Genomic DNA, 20,603 nt, shown 5'->3' on the forward strand with positions numbered 1-20,603 from the left:
GTCAGTCCCGTTGCCCGGGAAGCAGTCCCCGCTCGATCCGGGCGACTATGTCCTTGCGCAGGTAGAGCATGTACACCCACACGGCGGCGAACAACAGGCCGAGGGCGCCGATCGCGGGGTGGATGAACCAGGCCGCGATCATCGCGACCTGCAGACCGAGGTTCAAGCCCATCGCCCAGGGCCGGGACTGCACACCACAGGCGAGGATCATCAGCAGCCCGAGCACCACCAGGTAGACGGTCGCGCCGGCTCCGATTCCGTCGCCGAGCTTCGCGACCGCGGGAATCCCGAGGAACACCACGATGGCCTCGAGGATCAGGGTGCCGGAGCAGACACCCCGGAAACCCTTCCACGGGTCGGTGGTCGGCGGCTTGAATCCGGCCGGTTGATCGGGAGTGCTCACGCGGGGTCCTTTCCGAACAGGGTGCGGGCGGCGCCTGCGGTGACGACGGACCCGGTGACGACGACACCGGCCCCCGATACGGCTTCGCCCGGCTCGGCGACCTCTTCGGCCAGACCGATCGCGGTTTCGATGGCGTCGGGCAGGGTCGGGGCGACGACCACCCGTTCGTCGCCGAACCGGGCAACCGCCAGGTCGGCGAGCTGCTCGACGTCCATCCCGCGGGGCGACCCGTTGTGGGTGACGACGAGTTCGTCGAAGACCGGCTCGAGCGCGGTGAGGATGCCGTCGACGTCCTTGTCCCCCATCACGGCGACGACTCCGACGAGCTTGCGGAAGTCGAACTCGGCGGACAGGGCCGCCGCGAGCGCGCGGGCACCGTCGGGATTGTGGGCGGCGTCGAGGAACACCGTGGGGGCGCTGCGAACCCGTTCGAGCCGGCCCGGATTCGTCAGGGACGCAAAGCCTTCCCGGACCGCGTCCACGTCCAGCTGCCGGTCCGGTCCGGCCCCGAAGAAGGCCTCGACCGCGGCGAGTGCGAGGGACGCGTTGCGGGCCTGGTGCTCACCGTGCAGCGGCAGGAAAATGTCGGTGTACACACCGCCGAGGCCCTGCAGTTCGAGCTGCTGACCACCGACGGCGATCTGCCGGGCCAGCACGGTGAACTCGGAGCCCTCGCGCGCGACGGCGGCGTCGGCCTCCACCGCCCGCCGCAGCAGCACGTCCATCACCTCCGGCTCCTGCTGCGCGAGGATGGCGACGGTGTCGTGGGGCACGACGGACTCGGGTGCCTTCTTGATGATCCCGGCCTTCTCCGCGGCGATGCCGGCCAGGTCCGTGCCGAGGTATTCGGCGTGGTCGAGACTGATCGGGGTGATCACCGCGACCTGACCGTCGATGACGTTCGTTGCGTCCCAACGCCCGCCGAGCCCGACCTCGATCACACCGACGTCGACGGGCGCCTCCGCGAACGCGGCGAACGCCATCGCGGTGAGCACCTCGAACTTGCTCATCGCCGGGCCGCCCGCGGCCTGGGACTGCTCGTCGATCATCTGGATGTACGGCGCCAGCTCGGTGTAGGTGTCGACGTAGGTCCGCGGCGAGACCGGGGCGCCGTCGATACTGATCCGCTCGGTGGCCAGCTGCAGGTGCGGGCTGGTGGTCCGGCCGACCCGGCGGTGCAGCCGGGTCATCAGGGCGTCGATCATCCGGGTGACCGACGTCTTGCCGTTGGTGCCCGCGACGTGGATCGCCGGGTACGCCTGCTGCGGCGACCCGAGCAGGTCCATCAGCGCGGAGATCCGGGTCAGGGACGGTTCGATCTTCGTCTCCGGCCACCGCTTGTCGAGCTCGGCCTCGACGAGGGCGAGCTCGGCGAGATCGACCGGGGTCGGCGCCCCGGACTGCTCGGGTCGCTCGTCGCTCACGCCTGACCCAGCTCCTCGAGGCGAGCGGAGATGCGGGTGATCTCCTCCTGCGCGACCTGCTGACGGCCACGGATCTTGTCGACCACGGCGTCGGGCGCCTTGGCGAGGAACGCCTCGTTGCCGAGCTTGGCGGTGGTGCCCGCGAGTTCCTTCTCGGCGACCGCGAGATCCTTCTCCAGGCGCTTGCGCTCGGCCGCGACGTCCACCGATCCCGAGGTGTCGAGTTCGACGGTGACGGTGGCGCGGCTGAGCCGCACCTCGATCGAGGCGGTGGCGGAGAAGCCGTCGGCCGGCTCGGTGAGTTTCGCCAGCGACGCCACCGCGCCGACCTGCGCGGTGAGGTCGGCGGCGTCGATCGCGCCGAGCCGGGCAGCCACCTTCTGGGACGGCTTGAGGCCCTGGTCGCTGCGGAATCGCCGGATCTCGGTGACCAGTTTCTGCAGGTCCGCGACGCGACGGGTCGCGTCGGCGTCGGTGGGCACCCCGGTGGCGGCGGGCCACGGGGCGATCACCACGGACTCACCGCCGGTGAGCACCTTCCAGAGGGTCTCGGTGACGAACGGGATCACGGGGTGCAGCAACCGCAGCAGCGCGTCCAGGACGGTGCCGAGCACCGCCTTGGTGCCGTCGGCGTGGACGCTGCCCTCGGCGAGCTGCGGCTTGGCCAGTTCGAGGTACCAGTCGCAGACCTCGTCCCACGCGAAGTGGTACAGCGCCTCGCACGCCTTGGAGAACTCGTAGCGCTCGAAGGCGTCGTCGACCTCGGCCCGGACCTGCTCGAGCCGGTCCAGGATCCACCGGTCGGCGTCGGTGAGCAGCGTCCGGTCCGGAAGGTCGGCGACGACGGCGCCGTTCATCAGCGCGAACTTCGTCGCGTTGAACAGCTTGTTCGCGAAGTTCCGGGACGACTGGGCGTGGTCCTCGCCGACGGCGAGGTCGCTGCCCGGGTTGGCGCCGCGGGCGAGGGTGAAGCGCAGCGCGTCGGCGCCGAAACGGTCCACCCAGTCCAGCGGGTCGATGCCGTTGCCCCGGGACTTCGACATCTTCTTGCCGTACTGGTCGCGGACCAGACCGTGCAGGAACAGGTCGGTGAACGGAACCTTGCCGCCACCGATGGACTCGTCGTCGACGACATGGGTGCCGAACATCATCATCCGGGCCACCCAGAAGAACAGGATGTCGTAGCCGGTGACGAGAACGCTTGTCGGGTAGAACTTCTCGAGTTCGGGAGTCTTCTCGGGCCATCCCATCGTCGAGAACGGCCACAGGCCGGACGAGAACCACGTGTCGAGGACGTCGGGGTCCTGCTCCCAGCCCTCGGGCGCGGACTCGTCGGGCCCGAAGCACTCGACCTCCCCGTTCGGGCCGTACCAGATCGGGATCCGGTGGCCCCACCACAGCTGCCGCGAGATGCACCAGTCGTGCATGTGGTCGACCCAGGCGAACCAGCGCGGTTCCTGGCTGGCGGGGTGAATCGTGGTCTGTCCGCCGCGGACGGCGTCGCCGGCGGCCTTCGCGAGGTCGTCGACCTTGACCCACCACTGCATCGACAGGCGCGGCTCGATGGTCTCACCGGACCGTTCGGAGTGCCCGACACTGTGCACGTACGGACGCTTCTCGGCGACGACGCGACCCTGCTCGGCGAGCGCTTCGCGCACCTTGACGCGGGCCTCGAACCGGTCCATGCCGTCGAACTGCGTTCCGGTGTCGGCGATCCTGCCGGTCTTGTCCATGATGGTGGGCATCGGCAGGTTGTGCCGCAGACCCATCTCGAAGTCGTTGGGGTCGTGCGCGGGGGTGATCTTCACCGCGCCGGTGCCGAACTCGGGGTCGACGTAGTCGTCGGCAATGATCGGGATCCGGCGTCCGGTGAACGGGTGCTCGAGCGTGGTGCCGACGAGGTGCTGGTAGCGCACGTCGTCGGGGTGGACGGCGACGGCGGTGTCGCCGAGCATCGTCTCCACGCGGGTGGTCGCGACGATGACGTGCGGCTCGGCGTCGTCGAGGGAGCCGTAGCGCAGCGACACCAGCTCGCCCTCGACCTCCTCGAACTTCACCTCGATGTCGGAGATCGCGGTCTGCAGCACCGGCGACCAGTTCACCAGCCGTTCGGCGCGGTAGATCAGGCCCTCGTCGTAGAGCCGCTTGAACATGGTCTGCACGGCCCGGGACAGGCCCTCGTCCATGGTGAACCGGTCGCGGGACCAGTCGACGCCGTCACCGATGCGCCGCATCTGGCCCTGGATGGTGCCGCCGGATTCGCGCTTCCACTCCCAGACCTTCTCGATGAAGGCGTCGCGGCCCAGGTCTTCCTTGCCGGTGCCGGCGGCGGCGAGCTGCTTCTCGACGAGCGTCTGGGTGGCGATGCCCGCGTGGTCCATGCCGGGCAGCCACAGCACCTCGTAGCCCTGCATCCGCTTGCGGCGGGTGAGGGCGTCCATCAGGGTGTGGTCGAGGGCGTGGCCCATGTGCAGGCTGCCGGTGACGTTCGGCGGCGGCAGCACGATGGAGTAGCCGGGCTTGTCGCTGGACGCGTCGGCCTCGAAGTACCCGGCCGCTACCCAGCCCTCGTACAACTGCTCCTCGACGGCACTGGGGTCCCAGCTCTTGGGAAGGGTGTCGGCGGGGTTCTCGGGGTTCTGCGGCGAGGCACTGGTCACCTGCGCAATTCTAGAGAACGACGCCTACCGTGGTTCGCGCCACATGGCTCAGGGCGTCGAGCCGCCGAAATTCGATGGCCCGTCCGTTCCGGACGGGGTGTGATGGCCCTGTGCATCTCCCCGAGTACGCGGGCCTCGACGCGGTCGGCCTCGCCGAGCTGATCCGGTCGAAACAGGTGACGGCCGGCGAGGTCGAGGAGGCCGCCCGCCGCGCAGTCGACGCGGTGAACACCGACCTGAACGCGCTGACGGGCCCCCTGTTCGATCCGGCTCCAGCGGCGGATCCTGCCGGGCCGCTGGCCGGCGTGCCGTTCGTCGTCAAGGACAGTGGCCCCGTCGCGCGGGGCGTCCCGTTCACCCTGGGCAGCCGTGCGCTGCGCGGGGCCGTGGCTGCCACCGATCACGCGATCATGGCGCGGTTTCGTGCGGCGGGGCTGGTCGCGCTCGCCCAGAGCACCACACCGGAACTGGGCCTGAACTTCGCGACCGAATCCCGGCGGTACGGCGCGACGCGGAATCCGTGGCACCTCGGCCGCGGCGTCGGTGGGTCCAGCGGCGGATCGGCGGCCCTGGTCGCGGCGGGGGCGGTACCGCTCGCGCACGGCAACGACGGTGCCGGATCACTGCGGGTACCGGCCGCGTGCTGCGGGGTGGTCGGGCTGAAGCCGAGCCGGGGCCGCGTTCCGGGTGGTGAGATCGGCTTCGGCCAGGTGTACGAGTTCGGGTTGACGCGGACCGTCCGGGACTGCGCGGCCCTGCTCGACGCGGTGTCCGGGCCGATCGTCGGCGAGAGGTACCCGATCGCTCCCCCGGCCCGGCCGTACGCGACCGCGGTCGACACCGACCCCGGCCGTCTGCGGATCGCGGTCAGCACGGCCGCCGCCGTACCCGTGGACCGTCAGGTCGCGGACACGGCGGTCGCTGTCGGCCAGGTCCTCGACTGGATCGGCCACGACGTCCGCGAGGCCGCACCCGCGGTCGAGCCCGACGACGTGGTCGAGGCGTGTGTCCTCACCGCGCTGTCGACGGGCGCGGCGATACTGCGCGCACCCGTCCGGCCGAATCCCGATCTGCTCGAATCGGTGTCCCGCACCGTACTCCAGGAAGCAGGGGCCGCCACGCTGCTCGACACCGTCGCCGGCCTGGACGCCCAACACCGTGTGATCGGTGCGGTCGCCTCGTTCTTCACGACCACCGATCTGCTGGTGACACCCACACTCGCACAACTGCCGCCACGGCACGGCACCCTCGACTACGACACGGAGGGCCACACCGTGCGGTCGTGGCTGCACCGGATCTTCGAGTTCGGGCCGTTCACCGCCGCCTACAACGTGTCGGGAAATCCGGCGATCGGTCTGCCGCTCGGGCACAGTCGTGAGGGGCTGCCGATCGGGGTGCAGCTCGTCGCCGCGCACGGTCGCGAGGACCTGCTGCTGTCCGTGGCGTCACAGCTCGAGCAGGCGGTGCCGTGGCGGGATCGCATCCCGCCGGTGTTCGCGGGATGACTCGCCACCGCAGGTGCGGGCACTCCCCCGACGGCTCAGCGGAGCCCGTGCTTGCGGGAGACGATCTTCTCGACGAGTCCGCGGGGCGCGATCCGGCGTAACGCGAACACGAGGGGCGCGTTGCTGCCGACGGCGTACAGCGGTTTCGGTCGTTTCGCGTCGATCGCCTTCAGCACGGTCTGCGCGACCGTGTCGGCGGTGATGCCCGACCGTTCGTTGGCGTCGAGGTGTTCGATCATGGTGCGGTAGTCGGCCGTGTACGGCGATCCCTCGGCGAGGTAGTGGGTGCGGCGCTCGCCGATGCCGGTGCTGATCGACCCGGGTTCGACGGTGGTGATCGCGACCCCGAACGGCGACACCTCCCGGCGCGCGGCAGTGGCGAATCCCTTGATCGCCGCCTTCGTCGCCACGTACGAGGAGCGGTGGGCGAGAGGGAAACTGGCGAGCATCGACCCGACCATGACGACGCGGCCGTACCGGCGGGCACGCATCCCCGGCAGCACCAGCTGGGTCAGCCGGACCGCGCCGAAGACGTTGGTGCGGAACAGTCGCTCGATGGCGTCCGTCGGCAGTTCCTCGAGGGGCCCGCTCTGGCTCTCCCCCGCGTTGTTGACCAGCACGTCGACGGCACCGGCCGCGGCGGCACAGGCCTCGATGCTCGCCTCGTCGGTGAGGTCGAGCGCCAGGTACTCGACGCCGGGGATCGGGTGCGCGATCCTGGCCGGATTCCGGCTGGTGCCGTACACCGTCCAGCCGCGGCCGGCGAGCGCCCGCGCGACGGCCGCACCGATTCCCGACGACGCCCCTGTCACCAGAGCTGTCCGCGGAGTTGCCACGTGTCGGATCCTTTCCTTCTGCGTCCCGCGCGCCCACGGGCGTGCGACACGTGCGGGCGTTACGGGGCCAGCAGCGGGGCGATGCGGGGCGGAATGTTCTCCAGCGCGTAGGGCAGGGACAGGACCGTGCTCCACGTCATCGCCTCGGCGGCTTCGTCCTCGAGAATGATGACGCGCCCCTCCTTGACGGCGGGCAGCTCCGCGTAGACCGGGGTGGCGGCGAGTTCGGCGCGCAGCTTGTCGCCGAATCCCCCACCGGCGTACCAGACCAGGAGGTCGGCGTCGGCGAGGGTGAGCTGTTCGGTGCTGATCGGCGCGAAGTTCGTGTTCGTGATCTGCTGGGTGACAGGCGGATTGACGAATCCGAGTTCGGTGAAGAACCGCACCTTCGGATCCTCGGGGCCGTAGACGCCGAACTGGCCGGGGCCCTTGAGGGCGCCGACGATGACGGTCTTGCCCTGGAACGACGGGTTGGCGGCGGCGACGTCGGTGAACTGCTGCTGCACCGAGGTGACCAGTTCCTCGGCCTTGTCCGTCCGGCCCAGAGCCTGACCGATGATCCGGGTCTGGTCCTGCCACGGCACACCGAAGTCGGCGAACTCCTTCGGCTGCGCGACGGTCGGTGCGAGCGCCGAGAGCTTGTCGTGTTCGCCCTGCGTGATTCCGGAGTAGGTGCCGACGATCAGGTCCGGCGTGGTCGACGCGACCTTCTCGACGTCGATGCCGGTCCCGGCGGCGCCGATGATCGTCGGATTCGCGCCGCCGAGGAGGTCGTGCGCCCACGGCCACGTCGCGTCGGGTTGGTTGCCGTACCAGTCGAACACGCCGACGGGGACGACGCCGAGCGCGAGGATGGCGTCCTGGTCGTTGTAGCCGACGCTCGTGACGCGTTGCGGGTCGGCCGGAACGACGGTCTCGCCGTACTTGTCGGAGACGGTGGCGCCCGCCGAGCCGCCGGAGTCGCCGTCGTCGCGGCCGCACGCGGCCGCGGCCGCGGCCAGTACCAGTCCCGACGTTCCGATCAGGAATCCACGTCGCGTGACTCGCCCGGCCATCGGTCCTCCTTGGTTTTCGACCCGAAACCAGGCAAGGCTAGCCGAAACCCGCCCGGGACGGGACCACCCGGGTTTCGCCGAATCTCCGGACACGCCAGTATGGACGCATGACGCGCACTGCCCCCTCCCAGGACATCGACGAATCCGACCTCGTCGTCACGCATCCCAAGGATCACGCCGCAGGTGTGAAGGCAGTCGCGGTGTCGATGCAGCGGGCGGTCGAGCAGATGGGCACGGTGCGCACCGCGCAGACGCTGCCTCGCCTGAACCAGCGACACGGATTCGACTGCCCCGGTTGCGCGTGGCCCGAGACGCCCGGGCACCGCAAGCCTGCGGAGTTCTGCGAGAACGGGGCGAAGGCCGTCGCGGAGGAGGCGACGCTGCGGACCGTCACGCCGGAGTTCTTCGCCGCACATTCCGTCGCGGAGTTGGCCGGGAAGACGGACTTCTGGCTCGGCCGGCAGGGCCGACTGACCCACCCGATGGTGCTGCGGCCCGGGGCGTCCCACTACACACCGATCGGCTGGGACGAGGCGTACCGGGTGATCGCCGACGAGCTGCGCGCGCTGCCGACCCCGGACCAGGCGGTCTTCTACACGTCCGGCCGCACCAGCAACGAGGCCGCGTTCCTGTACCAGTTGATGATCCGCAGCTTCGGCACGAACAACATGCCGGACTGTTCGAACATGTGTCACGAGTCGTCGGGCAGCGCGCTGTCGGAGTCGATCGGCATCGGCAAGGGTTCGGTAACGGTCCCCGACCTCGAGTTCGCCGACCTGATCCTGATCGCCGGCCAGAACCCCGGCACCAATCATCCACGCATGCTCTCGACGCTCGAGGCGGCGAAAGGCAACGGCGCCAAGATCATCGCGATCAACCCGCTCCCCGAGGCAGGCCTGTTGCGATTCAAGGATCCGCAGAAGATCGGCGGTGTGGTCGGGCGGGGCGTCGACATCGCCGACGAGTTCCTCCAAATCCGGCTCGGCGGCGACATGGCGCTGTTCCGCGGCCTGGGCCGGCTGCTGCTCGAGGCCGACGACGCCGCGCCGGGCACCGTCGTGGACCGGGCCTTCGTCGACGCGCACTGCGCGGGCTTCGACGAGTACGAAAGGGCCGCTCGGGCGGTCGACTTCGACACCGTGCTCGACGCGACCGGCCTGACCATGACGCAGCTGAGGGAGACGGCGGAGGCCCTGATCCGCTCCGAGCGCACGATCGCCTGCTGGGCAATGGGTTTGACGCAGCAGACGCACGGCGTCGCGACCATCCAGGAACTGACGAACCTGCTGCTGATGCGCGGCATGATCGGCAAGCCGGGCGCCGGGCTGTGCCCGGTCCGCGGGCACTCGAACGTGCAGGGCGACCGCACGATGGGCATCTGGGAGAAGATGCCGGACGCGTTCCTCGACTCCCTCGACCGCGAGTTCGGCATCACCAGTCCCCGCAAGCACGGACTCGACACCGTCGACGCGATCCGCGCCATGCGAGACGGTGAGGCGACCGTGTTCGTGGCGATGGGCGGCAACTTCCTGCGGGCCACCCCCGACACCGCAGCGACGGAGGACGCGCTGCGCCGCTGCCGCCTCACCGTTCAGGTGTCGACCAAGTTGAACCGTTCGCATGTGGTCACCGGCGAGACCGCGTTGATCCTGCCGACCCTCGGCCGCACCGACAAGGACATCCAGGCGGGCGGCAAACAGGTTGTCTCCGTCGAGGATTCGATGTCGATGGTGCACCTGTCGCGCGGCAACCTGACCCCGGTCAGCGAGCACCTGCGCAGCGAGGTCGCCATCGTCTGCGATCTCGCACGGGAACTGTTCGGAGCCGGCCACAGTGTCCCGTGGGCGGCGCTGTCCGCGGACTACGACCGGATCCGCGACGCGATCTCCCGGGTGGTGCCGGGGTGCGAGAACTACAACGAGCGCGTCCGCCGCCCCGACGGGTTCCAGTTGCCGCACCCGCCGCGGGACCGTCGGGAGTTCCCCACCCACACCGGCAAGGCCAACTTCGCGGCCGGCGAGTTGCGGTGGGTGCCCGCACCGCCCGGGCGGCTGATCCTGCAGACGATGCGCAGCCACGACCAGTACAACACCACCATCTACGGCCTCGACGACCGCTACCGCGGCGTCAAGGGCGGCCGCCGGGTGATCTTCGTGTCCGCCGCCGACCTCGTCGAGCTCGGTCTGATCGACGGCGCGCGGGTCGACGTCGTGTCCGAGTGGACCGCCGCGGACGGCACGGTCGAGGAGCGGCGGGTGCACGACTTCCGCGTCGTCGAGTACTCCACCCCCAAGGGGAATGCGGCCGCCTACTATCCCGAGACCAATCCGCTGATCCCGCTCGACCACGTTGCCGCGAAATCGAACACGCCGGTGTCGAAGGCTGTCGTGGTGCGGCTGGAGCCGGTCGGGAGCAACTGATGGGACGCGTCACCGCCCGGCGACCGGTGCTGCGGATCGGCCCGCACGGCGCCGTCCGCCGCCCGGACAGTCTGGCCGTCGAGGAGCCGCTCGAGATTCGCATGAGCGGACGGTCCCTGAGCGTGACGATGCGCACCCCCGGCCACGACATCGACCTGGTGCACGGATTCCTGCTCGGCGAGGGCATCATCCGTTCCGCCGCGGACGTCGCGGTCATCCGGTACTGCGACGGCGTCGACGAGGACGGGGCGAACACCTACAACGTGCTCGACGTCGCACTCGCGTCGGGAGTCCCGGAACCGGTTGTCGCGCAACGGAACTTCCTGAGCACGTCCGCGTGCGGGGTGTGCGGCAAGGCGTCCCTCGACGCGGTGCGCGTCCGGGCACCGTACGACCTGGAGGCCTCTCCGCTGACGGTGCCCGCGGCCGTGCTGGCGTCGCTGCCCGAGACGATGCGCACCCGTCAACGGGTGTTCGACTCCACCGGCGGACTCCACGCGGCGGGCCTGTTCACGGCGGACGGAGCGCTGCTCGCGCTGCGGGAGGACGTCGGCAGGCACAATGCCGTCGACAAGGTCCTCGGTTGGGCCCTGACCGACGGCCGGGTGCCGCTGTCGGAGGCGATCCTCGCGGTCAGTGGACGCGTGTCGTTCGAACTCGTCCAGAAGGCGGTCGTCGCCGGCGTGCCGATGCTGACGGCGGTGTCGGCGCCCTCGTCCCTCGCGGTCGACCTCGCCGCGGAGTCGTCGCTGACACTGGTCGGCTTCCTCCGCGGCGAGACCATGAACGTCTACACCGGCGAGCAGCGGATCAAGCTGCCCTGACGCGCGACAACCCCCGGCCGCGAAACCCCTGTGCACACGGGTTCTCCCGCGCGCACAGGGGTTCCGGACGCCGAAACGGGGTGTGCACGGTCGAACACCCCTGTGCACACCCCGCCCGCGTCTCAGCTGCCCCGCCTGATCCACTCCTCGAGGTGCGGCGACTCGGTGCCGATCGTGGTGCCGTCGCCGTGACCGGTGTGGACCTTCGTCTCCGGCGGGAGCGCGAACAGCTTGTCGCGGATCGAGCCGATGATCGTCGGGAAGTCCGAGTAGGAGCGTCCCGTCGCTCCCGGGCCGCCGGAGAACAGGGTGTCGCCGGTGAACAGCTCCCCCGCCTCGGGCAGGTACAGGCACGTCGATCCCGGCGAGTGACCGGGCGTGGCGATGGCCTGGATGTCGGTGCCCGCCACCGAGATCCGCTGACCGTCCTCCAGCAACCCGTGATTCACGCCGGGGTGCGTCATCTCCCACAGCACGTCGTCGGCGGGGTTCAGCAGGATCGGCGCGTCGAGCCGCTGCGCGAGCTCCGGCGCGACGGTGACGTGGTCGTTGTGCCCGTGCGTGCACACGATCGCGACGACCCTCCGGCCACCGACCGCGTCGACGATCGGCTGCGCGGTGTGCGCGGCGTCGACGATCACGACCTCGTCGTCGTCACCGATCAGCCAGATGTTGTTGTCGACGTCCCAGGTGCCGCCGTCGAGGCTGAACGTGCCCGACGTGACGACCCGGTCGACGCGCAGTGCACCGCTCACAGCACGACCACCGAGCGCAGCACCTCGCCGCGGTGCATCGACTCGAAGGCCTCCTCGACCTGGTCGAGGGCGATCCGCTCGGAGACGAACTTCTCCAGCGGAAGCCGGCCCTGCTGGTAGAGGTCGACGAGCATCGGGAAGTCGCGCTCGGGCAGGCAGTCGCCGTACCACGACGACTTGAGCGACCCGCCGCGCGAGAAGAAGTCGACGAGCGGCATCTCGAGGGTCATGTCCGGGGTCGGGACGCCGACGAGGACGACGGTACCGGCGAGGTCGCGGGCGTAGAAGGCCTGCTTCCAGGTCTCGGGGCGGCCGACGGCGTCGACGACGACGTCGGCGCCGAAGCCGCCGGTGAGTTCCTGCACGGCCTCGATCACGTCGTCGACCTCGGCGGCGTTGATCGTGTGCGTGGCGCCCAGGTCGGTGGCCCACTCCAGCTTCTTCGGGTCGCGGTCGATCGCGATGATCGTGCCCGCCCCGGCGAGGCGGGATCCCATGATCGCGGCGTCACCGACACCGCCGCAGCCGATGACGGCGACCGAGTCGCCGCGGCCGACGTTGCCGGTGTTCACGGCGGCACCGAGGCCGGCCATCACGCCGCAGCCGAGGAGTCCGACGACGGCGGGGTCGGCGGACGGGTCGACCTTGGTGCACTGGCCGGCGTGGACGAGGGTCTTGTCCGCGAACGCGCCGATGCCCAGCGCGGGGGTCAGCTCGGTGCCGTCCTCGAGGGTCATCTTCCGGGTGGCGTTGAAGGTGTCGAAGCAGTACTGCGGGCGGCCGCGCTTGCAGGCGCGACACTGGCCGCACACGGCGCGCCAGTTCAGCACGACGAAGTCGCCGACGGCGACGGATTCGACTCCCTCGCCGACACTTTCAACGACACCGGACGCCTCGTGGCCGAGCAGGAAGGGGTACTCGTCGTTGATGCCACCCTCACGGTAGGTCAGGTCGGTGTGGCAGACGCCGCACGCGGCGATCGCGACGACGACCTCGCCCGGGCCGGGGTCGGGAATCGTGATCGGGACGATCTCCACCGGGGCGCCCTTCGAGCGCGCGATCACACCTCGAACCTGCTGCGGCATGGTTTGGTCTCCTCCTGTGTCGACGTCGCGGGTGCAGGCATTGCGTCCCGCATGTCGACGGTAGCCCGATGCACCGGGCGCGCGACCTGACCGAAAGGATGGTTCCACCTGACCGAAATACCAGTGCCCCGGCGTCAGTGCGCGGCGCGGACCCCGGCCTCGGCCGCCAGCGCCGCGGCCTCGCCGCGGGTTCCGACCCCGAGTTTCCGTAGCACGGCGGCCACGTGGAACTTCACGGTGCTCTCGCTCACCTGGAGCCGCTCGGCGATCACCCGGTTGCGTCGACCGGCGACGAGGTGTTCGAGCACCTCGATCTCGCGCGGACCGAGGACCGACAGGGCGTGACTGCCCTCCCCCGATTCGGCGTGGTCGAGCGGCAGCGTCGCCGACAGCCGCGACCCCCACCCGGCAGTCGACTCGGATGCGTACGTGCCGCCCAGCGTTTCGATACGGGGTCGCAGCTGACGGGCCAGCTCGGCCAGGTCGACGGCGCCGCGGCCGTCGTCGCGGACGTCGATCAGCAGGTTGGCACCGTCGCAGTCCCAGGCCACGCGCACCCGGCTCAGATCGGGCTGGACCACCAGCCCCAGCACCGCGCCCCGCACCACGGCCCGCGCGGCGTGCGCGACCTCGCCGGGCAGACCGCGCCCACCCACGGGTGGGTCGACGAACTCGACGGCGATCCCCTCCGGGACCAGCCCGCGCAGTTCGCCCCGCAGCCGGGCGAACGCGGTGGTGACGGCTTCCTCCGCCATCTCGCGGTGCTGGTCGACGGCGGTGCGCAGCCCGATCAGCGCCGAGGTCGCCGATTCGCGGGCGGTCGCGCGGGCCCGCGTGTCGTCGAGGTCCGGCGACCGCAGGGTCGCGAGGATCGTCTCGAGCGTCGCGGCGTGGGCGGCGGTGAGTTCGGCGACGGTCCGGGCGCGTTCGGCGGACGCGGCCCGGGATTCGGCGAGGTAGGCGGGGCTGGCGTGTCGTACCTGCAGTTGGATGCCGAGCGCGACGACCGCGAACTGGGCCGCCAGCAGCCCGGCGTCGATGTCGGGCTTGCCGCGTGGCACGACGACGAGCAGCGTGTCGGTGCGGTCGAGGATCGCGTGGACGGGATGCTCCCGACCGCCGAGTGTCGCGGTGCCGCGGTGCACGATCGACGAATCCGCCCGCGCCGGGCCGATGTCGGTCCGCAGCCGGTCGAGTTCGGCGACCGTCACCTTCTCCACGACGCGGGGGTCGCCCGCGACCTTGCGGGGACGACCGGTGCACTCGCGGGTGAAGATCACCAGCGCGGTGTGCGGAACCTGGGCCGCGATCTGCGCGGAGAACCGCCGACCGATGTCGGGCAGGGGGCCGACGAGTACCCCGCGCAGGCCGTCGAGCCGTTCCCGTTCCCGTTCCGCGCTGCCGCTCATGGGCACCATGATGCGCTACGCGCAGTGGTGCACTTTCGGACGGTCGGGCGTCCGTAAGTGCACCACTGACCGGTCAGTTCGCCGGGACCTCGACGAGCAGCGGCGCGTCCGTCCTGGCGACGACCTCGTCGACGCTGACGCCCGGCGCGGTCTCCACCAGACGGAAACCGTCCTCGGTCACGTCGAGGACCGCGAGGTCGGTGATGACGCGGTTCACGCAGCGCTCACCGGTCAGCGGCAGGGAGCACTCGGCGACGATCTTCGATTCGCCGGACTTGCTGCAGTGGTCGGTGAGGACGATGACGCGCTTGGCCCCGTGGACGAGGTCCATCGCGCCGCCCATTCCCTTGACCATGGCGCCGGGGATCATCCAGTTCGCCAGGTCGCCGCTCTGGCTGACCTGCATCGCGCCCAGGACCGCGACGTCCACCTGACCGCCGCGGATCATCCCGAACGACTGCGCCGAGTCGAAGTACGACGCCCCGGACAGAACCGTGATGGTCTCCTTGCCCGCGTTGATCAGGTCGGGATCGACCTCGTCCTCGTACGGGTACGGCCCGACTCCGAGGACACCGTTCTCGGAGTGCAGGATCACCTCGACGCCGTCCGGGATGTGGTTCGGGATCAGCGTCGGCATACCGATGCCGAGGTTGACGTACTGGCCGTCCTCGAGTTCGCGCGCGGCGCGGGCCGCCATCTCGTCCCTGGTCCAGCTCATTTCCGCACCGTCCTGATCTCGATCGGCTTCTCCTGGGTCACCGGCACGTGCACGACCCGCTGGACGTGGATGCCGGGGGTGTGCACCTCGTCCGGATCGATCTCGCCGGGCTCGACGAGGTGCTCGACCTCGGCGATGGTGATCCGCCCCGCGGCGGCCGCGGGCGGATTGAAGTTGCGTCCGCTCTTGCGGTACACGAGGTTGCCGTGCCGGTCACCCTTCCAGGCGTGGACGAGCGCGTAGTCGGTGACGATCGCGCGCTCCATCACGTAGGTGACGCCGTCGAATTCGCGGGTCTCCTTCGGCGGGCTCGCAACCGCGACCTCGCCGTTCGCGTCGTAGCGCCGCGGCAGGCCCCCGGTTGCGACCTGCGTTCCGACGCCGGCGGGGGTGAAGAACGCGGGGATGCCCGCGCCACCCGCGCGCATCCGTTCGGCAAGCGAGCCCTGCGGCGTCAGCTCGACCTCGAGCTCACCGGCCAGGTACTGCCGCGCGAACTCCTTGTTCTGCCCGACGTACGAGCTGATCGTTCGCCGGATCCGGCGGGCGGCGAGCAGTGTGCCCAGGCCGAACCCGTCGAGACCGAGGTTGTTGGTGACGGTCTCGAGTTCGGCCGCACCCTGCTCGAGCAGCGCCGCGATGAGCGCCTCCGGCACACCGACCAGACCGAAACCGCCGACCGCGAGGGAGGCGCCGTCGGGAATGTCGGCGACCGCCTCGGCTGCTGTGGGAATGACTTTGTCCATCACGTCGACCACGATAGCGCATCGTCCGCATTGTGAACACCCATCCGCTATGCGAACATTCTCGGGGGTTGCCGGCGTCTCCGGCCCCCGGCCGGGCCTATGCTTGTTCGCAGAGCGGCTCGATGTGCACCACGCGAACATCTCCCGCAGCAAGGAACCCGACGGAAAGGCCCGAGTCATGCATCCCGTGAGCCGCGGCGAACTGTTCGACCCGGTGTTCGGTGCACAGCAGCTGAGCCCGCTGCTGTCGGACCAGGCCTGGGTCACCGCGATGCTCGACGTCGAGGGCGCGCTCGCGCACGCGGCCGCGGACGCCGGCGTCATCCCGGGTGAGCACGCCGTCGCCATCGCGGCGGCCGCCCGCACCCTCGCGGACACCCTGGACCCCGCGCTGCTCGGCGTCGAGGGCGCGGCAGGCGGGAACCCGGTCATCCCCCTGGTCAAGCACCTGCGCGCCGAGTGTGCCCCGGTGGGGGTTCCGGGCGCCTCCGTCCACACCGGCGCGACCAGCCAGGACGTCATCGACACCGCGCTGATGCTCCTCGCGCAGCGCGCGGGCTCCGTCGTGGCCGCCCAGGTCACCGCCGCCGCCGACGCGGCCGCGTCGCTGGCGTCCCGGTTCCGCGACACTCCGATGGCGGCCCGCACCCTCGGCCAGCAGGCGCTGCCGACCACGTTCGGGGCGCTCGCCGCGTCCTGGTGTTCGGCACTGGACCGCGCACACCACGAGCTGGCCCGCGTTCTGACCACGCTTCCCGTCCAGTTCGGCGGCGCTGCAGGCACTCTCGCGGCCCTTCATCCGCACGGGCTGGACGTCGCGGACGGGCTCGCGGACGAACTCGGCCTGGCCCGGCAGACCGTGCCCTGGCACACCGACCGGACCCGGATCGGTGCGCTGGCGTCGGCTCTCGGGGTCGCGGCCGGCGCGGTCGCCAAGATCGCCACCGACGTGGTGCTGATGGCCGCGACCGAGCTCGGCGAGGTGGCCGAGGACTCCCCCGGTGGATCGTCCGCGATGCCACACAAGCGCAATCCCGTGGCCGCCGTCGCCGCGCGCGCCGCCGCCCTGCGCGTCCCCGGCCTCGTCGCCACCGCGCTCACCGCGATGCCGCACGAATTCCAGCGTGCCGCGGGCGCCTGGCACGCCGAGTGGGAGACGACGACCGACCTGCTCCGGCTCACCGGCGGCGCCGCGCACCGGATCGCCGTCTGCCTGAGCGGACTGCACGTCGACGGCGATGCCATGCGCCGCAACCTCGACGCCACCGGCGGCGCACTGCTCGCCGAACGTGTCACCGGAGCCCTCGCCGCGCACACGGACAGAGCACGCGACCTGGTCACGGCCGCCTGCCTCGCCGGCCGCCCGTTGGACGCCGACCCCGCGATCACCGAACACCTCGCACCGGATCGGGTCCGTGAACTACTCGATCCCGCACGTTATCTCGGCCACGCCGGCGACATCGTCGACCGCGTGCTCGCCTCCCGGTCGACCACCCCGAAGGAGAAGTCCCTGTGACAGTCGCGCTCGCCCACCAGCTCACCGGCCCGGGCCCGGGGGCCCCCACCGTCGTCCTGCTCGGCTCCCTCGGGTCCGACCGGTCGATGTGGGACCCGCAGGTACGGTCCCTGTCCGACCAGTTCAACGTCCTCGCCGTCGACCTGCGCGGCCACGGCGAATCCCCGGTCCCGGACGGGCCGTACACGGTCGCCGATCTCGGCGGCGACGTCCTCGCACTGCTCGACACCCTGGCACTGCCTGCCGTGCACCTGGTCGGGCTCTCGCTGGGCGGCGCCGTGTCCCAGTGGATCGCAGTGCACGCCCCCTCCCGCGTGCACACCCTGACACTGCTGTGCACGTCCGCGAAGTTCGGCGAGCCGCAGGGCTGGCTGGACCGCGCCGCCGCGGTCCGCGCCGAGGGCACCGGCTCGATCGCCGACGTGGTCGTCGGACGCTGGTACACAAGCGAACTCGCGGCCCGCGACCCCGAACTCGTCGCCCGCTCGCGGGCGATGGTGGACGCCACCCCGGACGAGGGCTACGCCGCGTGCTGCGAGGCGCTGGCCGGTTGGGACAGCCGCGCCGACCTCGCGCGGATCGCGGCGCCGACCCTGGTGATCGCCGGCCGTCAGGACCCGGCCACCACACCGGACGACCTGAAACTGATCGCGGACGGTGTCGCGAACTCCACCCTCCACGTCCTCGACCCGGGGGCGCATCTCGCCAGTGTCGAACAAGCCGGCCGCGTCACCGCCCTGATCGCGGCACACGTCGCCGGCCCGACGCAGCGCAACGCGGCCTACGAGGTGGGGACACTGAACCGGCGCGCCGTCCTCGGTGACGCCCACGTCGACAACTCCATCAAGGGTGCCACCGAATTCACCTCCCCGTTCCAGGATTTCGTCACCCGCACCGCCTGGGGCGACGTCTGGAACCGCCCCGGTCTCGACCACCACACCCGGCGCCTGCTCACCCTCGCCATCCTCACCGCCGTCGGCAACGAACACGAACTGGACATGCACATCCGGGCCGCCCTGCGAGACGACGTCACCGCGGACGAACTGGCCGAGGTTTTCCTGCACGCCGCCGTGTACACGGGGGTGCCGAACACCAACCGCGCCTTCGCACTCGGCAAGGCAGCGATCGCGGAACTGGCCGGGCAATGACCGAACCGTCACCCGACTACGTGCAGTCCCTGGCCCGGGGACTGGCCGTCATCCGCGCGTTCGACGCCACCCGGCCACGACAGACCCTCAGCGAGGTCGCCAAGACCACCGACCTGACCAGGGCCACCGCCCGACGGTTCCTGCTGACCCTGGTCGAACTCGGCTACGTCCGCACCGACGGCTCGGTGTTCTGGCTGACCCCGCGCGTCCTCGAACTCGGCTACAGCTACCTGTCGAGCCTGACCCTGCCGGAGATCGCGGGGCCACACCTCGAGACGCTGACCAAGGCCGTGCACGAGTCCGCGTCGGTGTCGATCCTCGACGGCGGCGACGTCGTCTACGTCGCTCGCGTGCCGGTCAGCCGGATCATGACGGTGAGCATCACCATCGGCACCCGCTTCCCCGCGTTCGCGACGTCGATGGGGCGGGTGTTGCTGTCCGGGCTGTCGGACGCCGAGTTGGACGAGTACCTCGACTCGGTGACGCTGACGCCGCTGACGGGACGCACCATCGCCGACCCGGACGCACTGCGCGAGGAGATCCGGCGAGTGCGCGCCGACGGGTTCTGCATCGTCGACCAGGAACTCGAGGAGGGGCTGCGCTCGCTCGCCGCACCCATCCGCGACGCGTCCGGCACCATCGTCGCCGCCGCGAACATCTCCACCCAGGCCGCCCGCTACTCCGCGGCCGCGGTCCGCAGGGACCTGCTTCCCGAACTCCTCCGCACCGTCGAGGCGATCAGCGCCGACCTCGTGCGGATGCAATCCCAACCCTGAACGAACTGTGAGGACTCCCATGCTCGACGCCGTCATCTGTGAACCCCTGCGCACCCCCGTCGGCCGATTCGGCGGCGTGTTCAAGGACATCGCACCGGAAACCCTTGCCGCGACGGTGATCACCGAACTCGTCACCCGCACGGGCATCGACGGATCGCAGGTCGACGACGTCATCCTCGGCCAGGCCTCCCCCGGCGGTGACGCCCCCGCGATCGGCCGGGTCGCGGCGCTCGACGCCGGCCTCGGCATCGACGTGCCGGGCGTTCAGGTCGACCGGCGCTGCGGGTCCGGACTGCAGGCCGTGCTGCAGGCCTGCATGCAGGTCGCGACCGGCGCGTCCGACCTGATCCTGGCCGGCGGTGTCGAGTCGATGAGCCAGGCCGAGTTCTACGCGACCGGAATGCGCTGGGGCGTCAAGGGCGAAGCGGTCGCGCTGAGCGACCGACTGGCCCGCGCCCGGGTCACCGCGGGCGGCAGGAACTTCCCCGTCCCCGGCGGCATGATCGAGACCGCCGAGAACCTGCGCGCCGAGTTCTCCATCAGCCGCGCCGATCAGGATGCGCTCGCCGTTCAGTCGCACCAGCGGGCGGCCGCCGCCCAGCAGGCCGGTCGGTTCGCCGACGAGATCGTCGGAGTACCCGTCCCGCAACGGAAGTCGGACCCGGTTGTCGTCGACACCGACGAACATCCCCGCGCGGACACCTCGGTCGAGTCGCTCGCGAAGTTGCGCGCGATCCGAGCGGGCATCGACCCGGAGTCCACCGTGACCGCAGGCAACGCGAGCGGCCAGAACGACGGCGCCGCCGTCTGCATCGTCACCACCGCCGAGAAGGCGGCCGCACTGGGACTTCGCCCCCTCGCCCGCCTCGCGGGCTGGGCAGTGGCCGGGGTGCCGCCGCGCACGATGGGCATCGGACCGGTCCCCGCCACCGAGAAGGTGCTCGGCAAGCTGGGACTCACGCTCGCCGACCTCGACGTCATCGAACTGAACGAGGCGTTCGCGGCGCAGGCCCTCGCGGTCCTGCGGACCTGGGATCTCGACCCCACCGACACCCGGCTCAACCCGAACGGCTCCGGCATCTCCCTCGGCCACCCCGTCGGCGCCACCGGCGCCCGCATCCTCGCGACCATGCTGCGCGAACTCGAGCGCCGCGAGGGCCGGTACGGCCTGGAGACGATGTGCATCGGCGGCGGCCAGGGGCTCGCGGCCGTCTTCGAAACCCTGCGCTGACACGCAGTGGTGGGGGGTGGGGGGGGGGGGGGGCGGGCCCGGGGGGGGGGCCCCCCCCGCCGGGGCGACGCGGGGGGGGAGGCGGGGCGGGG

At 70.8% G+C, this 20,603-nt stretch carries 17 protein-coding genes; 7 read left to right on the forward strand and 10 right to left on the reverse strand.

The features are described 5' to 3' along the window. Position 1 precedes the first annotated feature (1 nt). Genes ACFYVR_RS04595 through ACFYVR_RS04605 form a run of 3 tightly spaced genes read right to left on the reverse strand, consistent with a single transcriptional unit; the run spans position 2 to position 4,487 of the window. A complete protein-coding gene (locus tag ACFYVR_RS04595) occupies positions 2 to 403 on the reverse strand; it encodes a DUF4233 domain-containing protein (protein ID WP_387470029.1) in 402 nt (133 codons plus the stop codon). After that, positions 400 to 1,827 (reverse strand): bifunctional folylpolyglutamate synthase/dihydrofolate synthase, encoded by a 1,428-nt coding sequence (locus ACFYVR_RS04600; protein ID WP_387470031.1) that lies wholly within the window; start codon positions 1,825 to 1,827, stop codon positions 400 to 402. The genes ACFYVR_RS04595 and ACFYVR_RS04600 overlap by 4 nt, the downstream gene beginning before the upstream one ends. Next, positions 1,824 to 4,487: a valine--tRNA ligase gene (locus tag ACFYVR_RS04605; RefSeq protein WP_387470033.1), complete on the reverse strand. Its 2,664-nt coding sequence runs from the start codon at positions 4,485 to 4,487 to the stop codon at positions 1,824 to 1,826. Before ACFYVR_RS04605 ends, ACFYVR_RS04600 begins: the two co-directional genes overlap by 4 nt. Positions 4,488 to 4,597: 110 nt before the next feature. On the opposite strand from ACFYVR_RS04605, the gene ACFYVR_RS04610 reads away from it, so the two are divergent. Then, on the forward strand, positions 4,598 to 5,992 hold the full coding sequence (locus tag ACFYVR_RS04610) for an amidase (protein WP_387470035.1): 1,395 nt from the start codon (positions 4,598 to 4,600) through the stop codon (positions 5,990 to 5,992). A gap of 35 nt (positions 5,993 to 6,027) precedes the next feature. Here the strand turns inward: ACFYVR_RS04610 and ACFYVR_RS04615 are convergent, their stop codons facing one another. Further along, a complete protein-coding gene (locus ACFYVR_RS04615; protein WP_387470037.1) occupies positions 6,028 to 6,828 on the reverse strand; it encodes an SDR family oxidoreductase in 801 nt (266 codons plus the stop codon). Positions 6,829 to 6,887: 59 nt separating this feature from the next. After that, positions 6,888 to 7,883 (reverse strand): iron-siderophore ABC transporter substrate-binding protein, encoded by a 996-nt coding sequence (locus ACFYVR_RS04620; RefSeq protein WP_387470039.1) that lies wholly within the window; start codon positions 7,881 to 7,883, stop codon positions 6,888 to 6,890. 107 nt (positions 7,884 to 7,990) lie between these two features. Here ACFYVR_RS04620 and ACFYVR_RS04625 point away from each other — a divergent pair, with 107 nt between their 5' ends. After that, positions 7,991 to 10,303, forward strand: a complete 2,313-nt coding sequence (locus ACFYVR_RS04625; RefSeq protein WP_387470041.1) for an FdhF/YdeP family oxidoreductase — start codon at positions 7,991 to 7,993, stop codon at positions 10,301 to 10,303. Further along, positions 10,303 to 11,127, forward strand: coding sequence for a formate dehydrogenase accessory sulfurtransferase FdhD (gene fdhD, locus ACFYVR_RS04630; protein ID WP_387470043.1), 825 nt, complete (start codon positions 10,303 to 10,305; stop codon positions 11,125 to 11,127). Before ACFYVR_RS04625 ends, fdhD begins: the two co-directional genes overlap by 1 nt. A gap of 122 nt (positions 11,128 to 11,249) precedes the next feature. Here the strand turns inward: fdhD and ACFYVR_RS04635 are convergent, their stop codons facing one another. The 5 genes from ACFYVR_RS04635 to ACFYVR_RS04655 all read right to left on the reverse strand — a co-directional run bounded on the left by ACFYVR_RS04635 (position 11,250) and on the right by ACFYVR_RS04655 (position 15,840). Then, complete coding sequence (locus tag ACFYVR_RS04635) at positions 11,250 to 11,882, reverse strand: MBL fold metallo-hydrolase (protein WP_387470045.1); 633 nt, start codon at positions 11,880 to 11,882, stop codon at positions 11,250 to 11,252. Then, complete coding sequence (locus ACFYVR_RS04640; protein ID WP_387470048.1) at positions 11,879 to 12,967, reverse strand: S-(hydroxymethyl)mycothiol dehydrogenase; 1,089 nt, start codon at positions 12,965 to 12,967, stop codon at positions 11,879 to 11,881. The genes ACFYVR_RS04635 and ACFYVR_RS04640 overlap by 4 nt, the downstream gene beginning before the upstream one ends. A gap of 134 nt (positions 12,968 to 13,101) precedes the next feature. Then, positions 13,102 to 14,376, reverse strand: a complete 1,275-nt coding sequence (locus ACFYVR_RS04645) for a LuxR C-terminal-related transcriptional regulator (protein WP_387470050.1) — start codon at positions 14,374 to 14,376, stop codon at positions 13,102 to 13,104. A gap of 73 nt (positions 14,377 to 14,449) precedes the next feature. Further along, a complete protein-coding gene (locus ACFYVR_RS04650) occupies positions 14,450 to 15,094 on the reverse strand; it encodes a CoA transferase subunit B (protein ID WP_387470052.1) in 645 nt (214 codons plus the stop codon). After that, positions 15,091 to 15,840 (reverse strand): CoA transferase subunit A, encoded by a 750-nt coding sequence (locus tag ACFYVR_RS04655; RefSeq protein WP_387470364.1) that lies wholly within the window; start codon positions 15,838 to 15,840, stop codon positions 15,091 to 15,093. The genes ACFYVR_RS04650 and ACFYVR_RS04655 overlap by 4 nt, the downstream gene beginning before the upstream one ends. Positions 15,841 to 16,018: 178 nt before the next feature. Here ACFYVR_RS04655 and pcaB point away from each other — a divergent pair, with 178 nt between their 5' ends. The 4 genes from pcaB to ACFYVR_RS04675 are packed head-to-tail and all read left to right on the forward strand — an operon-like array spanning position 16,019 to position 20,511. Further along, the gene (gene pcaB / locus ACFYVR_RS04660; RefSeq protein ID WP_387470054.1) at positions 16,019 to 17,356 is read left to right on the forward strand and encodes a 3-carboxy-cis,cis-muconate cycloisomerase; all 1,338 of its coding nucleotides are present in this window, start codon (positions 16,019 to 16,021) and stop codon (positions 17,354 to 17,356) included. Next, positions 17,353 to 18,504, forward strand: coding sequence for a 3-oxoadipate enol-lactonase (pcaD, locus tag ACFYVR_RS04665; protein WP_387470056.1), 1,152 nt, complete (start codon positions 17,353 to 17,355; stop codon positions 18,502 to 18,504). Before pcaB ends, pcaD begins: the two co-directional genes overlap by 4 nt. Continuing rightward, positions 18,501 to 19,280 carry an IclR family transcriptional regulator gene (locus tag ACFYVR_RS04670; RefSeq protein ID WP_387470058.1) on the forward strand — a complete coding sequence of 260 codons (780 nt, stop codon included), beginning with the start codon at positions 18,501 to 18,503 and terminating at the stop codon, positions 19,278 to 19,280. The genes pcaD and ACFYVR_RS04670 overlap by 4 nt, the downstream gene beginning before the upstream one ends. A gap of 19 nt (positions 19,281 to 19,299) precedes the next feature. Then, positions 19,300 to 20,511 carry an acetyl-CoA C-acetyltransferase gene (locus ACFYVR_RS04675; RefSeq protein WP_387470060.1) on the forward strand — a complete coding sequence of 404 codons (1,212 nt, stop codon included), beginning with the start codon at positions 19,300 to 19,302 and terminating at the stop codon, positions 20,509 to 20,511. The last annotated feature ends 92 nt before the right edge of the window (positions 20,512 to 20,603 follow it).

Origin of the sequence: Rhodococcus sp. NPDC003318 (genome assembly GCF_042879035.1) — a bacterium.
GTDB lineage: Bacteria > Actinomycetota > Actinomycetes > Mycobacteriales > Mycobacteriaceae > Rhodococcus_G.

Excerpts from the sequence above, each read along its gene's own strand:
- ACFYVR_RS04620 (WP_387470039.1), bottom strand. The coding sequence starts at position 7,883 with ATGGCCGGGCGAGTCACGCGACGTGGATTCCTGATCGGAACGTCGGGA.
- ACFYVR_RS04625 (WP_387470041.1), top strand. The coding sequence starts at position 7,991 with ATGACGCGCACTGCCCCCTCCCAGGACATCGACGAATCCGACCTCGTC.
- fdhD (WP_387470043.1), top strand. The coding sequence starts at position 10,303 with ATGGGACGCGTCACCGCCCGGCGACCGGTGCTGCGGATCGGCCCGCAC.
- ACFYVR_RS04640 (WP_387470048.1), bottom strand. The coding sequence starts at position 12,967 with ATGCCGCAGCAGGTTCGAGGTGTGATCGCGCGCTCGAAGGGCGCCCCG.
- ACFYVR_RS04645 (WP_387470050.1), bottom strand. The coding sequence starts at position 14,376 with ATGAGCGGCAGCGCGGAACGGGAACGGGAACGGCTCGACGGCCTGCGC.
- ACFYVR_RS04650 (WP_387470052.1), bottom strand. The coding sequence starts at position 15,094 with ATGAGCTGGACCAGGGACGAGATGGCGGCCCGCGCCGCGCGCGAACTC.
- ACFYVR_RS04655 (WP_387470364.1), bottom strand. The coding sequence starts at position 15,840 with ATGGACAAAGTCATTCCCACAGCAGCCGAGGCGGTCGCCGACATTCCC.
- pcaB (WP_387470054.1), top strand. The coding sequence starts at position 16,019 with ATGCATCCCGTGAGCCGCGGCGAACTGTTCGACCCGGTGTTCGGTGCA.
- ACFYVR_RS04670 (WP_387470058.1), top strand. The coding sequence starts at position 18,501 with ATGACCGAACCGTCACCCGACTACGTGCAGTCCCTGGCCCGGGGACTG.
- ACFYVR_RS04675 (WP_387470060.1), top strand. The coding sequence starts at position 19,300 with ATGCTCGACGCCGTCATCTGTGAACCCCTGCGCACCCCCGTCGGCCGA.